At 36.8% G+C, this 6,099-nt stretch carries 7 protein-coding genes; 4 read left to right on the top strand and 3 right to left on the bottom strand.

Annotation, left to right across the window (positions count from 1 at the left end):
• The first annotated feature begins 99 nt into the window (after nucleotides 1-99).
• A complete protein-coding gene (locus UXI14_RS17160) occupies nucleotides 100-411 on the top strand; it encodes a hypothetical protein (protein WP_335967200.1) in 312 nt (103 codons plus the stop codon).
• Between the two features lie 3 nt (nucleotides 412-414).
• Here the strand turns inward: UXI14_RS17160 and UXI14_RS17155 are convergent, their stop codons facing one another.
• Complete coding sequence (locus UXI14_RS17155) at nucleotides 415-867, bottom strand: nuclear transport factor 2 family protein (RefSeq protein WP_335967199.1); 453 nt, start codon at nucleotides 865-867, stop codon at nucleotides 415-417.
• Nucleotides 868-1,139: 272 nt separating this feature from the next.
• Between UXI14_RS17155 and panB the strand changes: the two genes are divergently transcribed.
• Together panB and UXI14_RS17145 are read left to right on the top strand one after the other, a co-directional pair.
• The gene (panB, locus tag UXI14_RS17150) at nucleotides 1,140-1,958 is read left to right on the top strand and encodes a 3-methyl-2-oxobutanoate hydroxymethyltransferase (RefSeq protein WP_277900748.1); all 819 of its coding nucleotides are present in this window, start codon (nucleotides 1,140-1,142) and stop codon (nucleotides 1,956-1,958) included.
• Nucleotides 1,959-2,450: 492 nt separating this feature from the next.
• Nucleotides 2,451-3,140, top strand: coding sequence for an RluA family pseudouridine synthase (locus UXI14_RS17145; RefSeq protein ID WP_335967198.1), 690 nt, complete (start codon nucleotides 2,451-2,453; stop codon nucleotides 3,138-3,140).
• 21 nt (nucleotides 3,141-3,161) lie between these two features.
• On the opposite strand, the gene eboE is transcribed toward UXI14_RS17145, so the two are convergent.
• Nucleotides 3,162-4,355 carry a metabolite traffic protein EboE gene (gene eboE / locus UXI14_RS17140; protein ID WP_335967197.1) on the bottom strand — a complete coding sequence of 398 codons (1,194 nt, stop codon included), beginning with the start codon at nucleotides 4,353-4,355 and terminating at the stop codon, nucleotides 3,162-3,164.
• 242 nt (nucleotides 4,356-4,597) lie between these two features.
• Here eboE and UXI14_RS17135 point away from each other — a divergent pair, with 242 nt between their 5' ends.
• Nucleotides 4,598-5,179 (top strand): tRNA-(ms[2]io[6]A)-hydroxylase, encoded by a 582-nt coding sequence (locus UXI14_RS17135; RefSeq protein ID WP_277900745.1) that lies wholly within the window; start codon nucleotides 4,598-4,600, stop codon nucleotides 5,177-5,179.
• A 2-nt stretch (nucleotides 5,180-5,181) separates the two neighbouring features.
• Here UXI14_RS17135 and UXI14_RS17130 read toward each other — a convergent pair whose 3' ends face one another.
• Nucleotides 5,182-6,093, bottom strand: a complete 912-nt coding sequence (locus tag UXI14_RS17130; RefSeq protein WP_335967201.1) for a rod shape-determining protein — start codon at nucleotides 6,091-6,093, stop codon at nucleotides 5,182-5,184.
• Between the last annotated feature and the right edge of the window lie 6 nt (nucleotides 6,094-6,099).

Here is a 6,099-nt window from a genome sequence, read left to right as displayed (position 1 = left end):
AAAAAGTAATCTTTATCAAAAATATTCAAGGAGTTACCTAGCAAATCTAGAGAAAATAGTTGTATTTATGTTCCAAATTTATACTTAAATACTACTATTATGTTAGGATTATTACTCATTTTCTTTATTGGGAGATATTTTTATCAACTCGCAGACGATTACAACAAAAACAAATGGGGCTTTGCCATTTTGGGCATTGTTATCTATTCTGCAGGCACGTTTGTGGCCGGGATATTTATAGGCCTGTTCTACCCTACCGCCCTTGAGACTATGGACTCCTTGGCATTAAACCTAATAGCACTGCCCGTTGGCATTATTTTTTGCGGTGTGCTATATTATATCCTGGAAAGGAACTGGGAAAAGAAAAGCAAAATAGACCCAACCAGCATAGACCAGATTGGCAAGGAATAATATTTACTGGCAACCTTCTTTTCTTCGGGTATCTATTATGTATATAATTTTCCATGCATTGTTTTCTTTGAACAATTGAAAGGAGTTTGCCCCGCAATGGCTGTATATATCGCCAAACCAAAACTGGTACGGTGTCCATACGCTCGCCAGGTTGCCATCTACTTGGATATGGTAACTTAGCAGTTTTTCTTCAAACTTTTTCTCCTTGGGTATGGCCACTATATTTTTTAAAAACTTACTAAAATCCTCTGTTTTTACCATACTTTTTCCTGCCTTGTCGGCCGTTATGGTCTGCATGATAACATGGTTGCTTACCGTTTTTTTTATTTCGACGGAATCTTGTGCATGAAAGGCGCTAAAAAACCGGTCGATGGTAAATTTTACAGCTACCTCATCAGAAGATTGGGAAAAGCCCAAAGAAGATATCAATAAAAATAGTACGGCAACATATTTCATCTGCTTAAAATTTTAATAGTTTGGTATTAATCAATTAGTTATACTGCTATGGATTAAAGATACTTATTTCTTATAAAACATTTATATTCACTTACAAATTTATTACGTAAACACGTACTATATAATATAGGACAAGCCATTTGGATGCAAAAATATATAAGAGCGGTAAAAAACACTGAAGCTTGAACAGAAAATAGGCAACTCCAATTTCTTATAAGAGAAATGGGTAATGTCTATTGAAAACAGTAATTTTATCATCTAAAATAATAGAAATGTCAGTAGCTAAAAAAGAATATAAAAGAATTACCGTTAAGTCGTTGGTGGACATGAAGAAACATGGTGAAAAGATTTCCATGCTCACCGCATACGATTATTCCATGGCAAAAATTGTAGACGGTGCCGATGTAGATGTTATCTTGGTGGGTGATTCGGCTAGTAATGTTATGGCCGGGCACGAAACCACGCTCCCCATTACCTTAGACCAGATGATATACCATGCATCTTCGGTAATACGGGCCATTAACAGGGCCCTTGTGGTGGTGGACCTTCCGTTTGGGAGTTATCAATCGGACCCAAAAGAAGCATTGCGGTCGGCCATCAGGATCATGAAGGAAAGTGGTGCACATGCCGTGAAGCTTGAAGGCGGAAAAGAGATAAAAGAATCTATTAAACGCATTCTCAACGCCGGGATTCCAGTTATGGGACATTTGGGGCTTACGCCACAATCTATATATAAATTTGGCACCTATACGGTAAGGGCCAAAGAAGAAGAAGAAGCCAATAAATTAAAAGAAGATGCCCAGTTTCTTGAAAAAGCAGGCTGTTTTGCCATTGTGCTCGAGAAAATTCCCGCAAAGCTTGCCGAAGAAGTTGCCCAGTCGGTCTCTATCCCAATTATAGGCATAGGTGCAGGAAATGGTGTTGACGGACAGGTTTTGGTGCTTCACGACCTTTTGGGGATGACCCATGAATTCCACCCGCGTTTTTTAAGACGGTATATGAATTTGTATGACGATATGACCAACGCCATCTCTCAATATGTAAACGATGTAAAGTCTAAAGATTTTCCCAGCGATGAGGAGCAATATTGAGTTATAGATTAGTTAGACTTGTTGGATGAAGGCCCATTTAAAGATTATTTCATTAATTCCTTGTTTTATTTCTATTGTTTTATGTTTGGTACTTTTAATTATTACTATTAGAATTAACCACATAGATATATCGGGAGAATATTATTTAGAATTTGTAATTGTTTATTTTTCGGCAGTTATTTTAAATGTTATTCTTTTTAGGGGCAAAATGAATGTCGTTTTAGCTGAAACTGAAGGATATTTAGCATTAAAATGGATTAAAAAAACCTTTGTATTCATCTATAAAAAACCAAAAAATCTATCTTACGGAAATCATTAAAGTTAAACATTATAGTAGCTGGGGAGCAGACCAATTATATATTAAACTTAAAACCGGGGAAAGGATAAGACTTAACTTTTCTATTTTGCATTATGATAAAGTAAAAGAGCTTTCAAATAAAATTCAACAGGAAATATCAAAAAATAGTCTAAAAATCTAAGAAAGTCTAAAAAATGAGCCTCCATTCAAATAAAAACAACCTTCAGGTTTTATATGAAGACAACCATATTATTGTGGTCAACAAACGCGCGGGCGATATTGTACAAGGCGACAAAACGGGCGACAAGCCCCTTTCTGAAATAATAAAGAATTACCTGAAAGATAAGTACAACAAACCGGGAAATGTATATTTGGGGGTCGTGCACCGACTGGACAGGCCAACAACCGGCATTGTACTTTTTGCCAAAACTTCTAAGGCATTGCCAAGGCTTAACAAACTTTTTAAGGATAAGGATGCCAAAAAAACCTATTGGGCCATTGTAAAAAACAAGCCCCAAAAAGATGCCGATACCTTAATTCACTGGATGAAAAGAAACTCAAAACAAAATAAGTCGTACGCACATACCAATGAGGTCCCCGATAGCAAAAAGGCGGTTTTAAATTACCGCATGCTAAAATCGCTTACCAATTACCACGTGTTGGAAATTGACCTGGAAACGGGAAGGCACCACCAAATACGCTCGCAACTTTCGGCTATTGGCAGCCCCATTAAAGGCGATTTAAAATATGGTTTCGACAGGAGCAATAAAGATGGGAGCATACATTTGCATGCACGCAAGCTGGAGTTTATGCATCCGGTAAAGAAAGAAAGGATACAAATTACCGCCCCGCTACCAAAAAATCCGCTCTGGAATGCCTGTTAGCACAACTTAAATAAACAATTGTTACCTAAGATCCAACACGGTACCTTCTAAACGAGCTTTTAGCCAATGGAGTTCTTTAATGATAGACGTGGCGAGATCGGTTTTTATATCAAGGGGCAATAACTCCCAAGTATAGGTTTCTACCTCGATATGTTCGCATATATTGTTTTCCTTTATATAATTTATCACCTCTACTAGTTGTGCTTGCGTAGACTGTAAAAATTTATGTTTCCCCATGTAAATGGGCACATTAAACTGGGTTCTTAATTCTTGTATGTTTTGGTGTTTTTTAATAACGTCCCAGAGGTCTGGATAGGTAATTACGGTATCCCCTATTTTTTCGGACGCCTGGTGCAAGAACCGTTCTTGATTGAACGTTGAAAAATAATCCAGTATGGAAGCCTTATTGCTATCGTTCAACAAAAACTTTAAAACAGAGCTCATTTGTATTTTCCCAACCTTGATACCGGTTTGCTTAAAACGCCTAAAACTTATTTCGGGGGACTCGTATGCCATGCAAAAATGACCTACATTATAACAAATGTTGATGTATTTTAATATCATGCTTTCAATCTCATCGCTCGTTTTGTTTGTCCTTCTTTTAAATATTTCCTGCCCGGTCGGTAAAAGGTATTCCCTAAAGTAATGAATTACCTGATTGCTGTTTTCTAATAAACTATTGGGCTCGGGCTCGATATCCAAATGAATATACTTGCCTGTATTGCATTCAACTTGATAGAGTTCCCAAACAATTTCAATTAAATTATACGCGGCCTTTTTAAAACAATTTTCGGTAATTTTTTCTGAGTGGTACCAATAACGGTACCCCAATGGAGAAGTGGTTATACTGCCCGATATGCCTTTTGGCAATAATTCCTGTAACTGGAAAATTAAATCTTTTGTGTAAGAAAGCCTGTCAAACGAAGCCCAGTCCGGGGCATAAACAAAATCTTTAACTGTGCTTGTGTGCATATTGCCATATACAAACCCGTTAATACAAAAAACATATAAATTATTGTGGTGCAGCCAGTCTTTAAATATATCCAGATTGTTGTTTTTGTATAGTTGCTGGCATGCCTTATTGGAAAGCCGAAGACTTATTCCAAATGGATTATCGCCAACTGTACTTTGTTTGATATACGGAATGTAAGCATTGAGTACCTGAAAGACTTCGTCCCAGGTTTCCCCCGAATGTACATTCGTACAATAAGACATATGATAAGTGCTCTTAACAAACATTGAAACCTAAATTAAAAAAGATTTTATTCTAGTTACATAGCTTCAATGTAGTGCAAAAATCGGGTAATTTAAATTAAGAAAAATCCTTTTTACAAGTACATAACATCCACCAAATACAAGTATAAACGATAAAACTGAAAGATGGGCGCCTCTTTGGCCGAACGAACATAAATTATAAAGGTGCTATATTTGCAGCTAAATCAATATTGAAATTTATTATGTTAGGCTTAAAACTTCCTACAGACCCGCGATGGGTAAACATTGTTGAAAAGAACATTGAAGAAATTTTAACCGACCATGCCTTTTGTGAGCAAAAAGCAGCGAGTACCGCAATTTCTTTTATTGTTTTGTTTCCCGAACACACCGAACTTGTACAGGAAATGACCGCCTTGGTAAAAGAGGAAATCAGTCATTTTAAAATGGTACACGATAAAATTATCGAGCGGGGCTGGACTTTAGGAAGAGACCGAAAAGATGAATATGTAAACAGGTTGATGACCTTTTTCCCAAAGGGCGGTAGCCGTACCACTTTTTTGGTACATAAATTATTATATGCAGCCTTGATTGAAGCCAGGAGCTGCGAACGTTTTAGGTTGCTATCTGAAGAAATTGCCGACAAAGAACTGGCTACTTTTTACAGAAACTTAATGGTTAGCGAGGCCAACCACTATACCATGTTTTTGTCTTTTGCCAGAAAATATGGAGAAACCGAAATGGTAAACAAAAAATGGAATGCCTTACTGGAGTTTGAAGCAGAAATTATGAAAGATCTTGGCAAAAAGGAAACCATTCATGGTTGATTTTATACATAAGAAGCCTTTTCTTCTTTTTCTATATGATATAAAAGCTTGATTATCCCATCTGAAAGTCCAATTTTTGGGACATGTATTTTTTTGGCACCGCTCCATTTTGATGCATTTAGGTAGATTCTCGAAGCCGGGATGATAACATCTGCCCTATCTGGATTGAGACCAAGCTCGGAAATCCTATCTTCGTAGGTCATTTCCTGTAAAAATTGGTATTGTGCATTTAAATAGATATAAGAAAGGGGCTCGCCGGGTTTTCTTCCCGACATTTTAAACAATTTATTGATGTTTCCCCCAGAACCAATAATTTCTATGCGCTTGTATTTTTTTAAATTGCTTTTTATCCACTTTTCTATATCTTTCCATGTTTCGGGAGAAATCATTTCGTTTAACAGGCGTACCGTACCTATTTTATAGGATCTTGAATTTACTATTTTTCCATTGCTGAAGATTGTAAATTCTGTGCTTCCCCCACCCACATCTATATACAAATAAGTCTTATCTCTTTCTATTAACGTGTGAAGATCTGTAGATGCAATAATGGCCGCCTCCTTTTTACCATCAATAATTTCTATTTCTATACCCGATTTATTTTTAATTGTTTCTACCAGTTCGTTTCCGTTGTTTGCTTCCCGCATTGCCGAAGTGGCACAGGCCATATATTTTTCCACGCCATGAACCTTCATTAAAAATTTAAAGGCTTTCATGGTATCTATCATCCTTTCAGAATTTTGCTTGGAAATCTCGCCCACCGTAAAAGAATCCTGTCCAAGACGTACCGGAACCCTTACCAACGAGCTTTTTTTAAACTGGGTTTCCTTGTCTTTGTATTCAATTACGTTGTTTATAAGTAACCGTACCGCATTGGACCCAATATCGATAGCCGCAAATTTTCTTATCTTCAAAATTTTCCT

The organism is Galbibacter sp. PAP.153, from assembly GCF_037029175.1.
Classification (GTDB): Bacteria; Bacteroidota; Bacteroidia; order Flavobacteriales; family Flavobacteriaceae; genus Galbibacter; species Galbibacter pacificus.
Note: the sequence above shows the minus strand (reverse complement) of the source record. Positions and strands in the feature narration are given on the sequence as shown.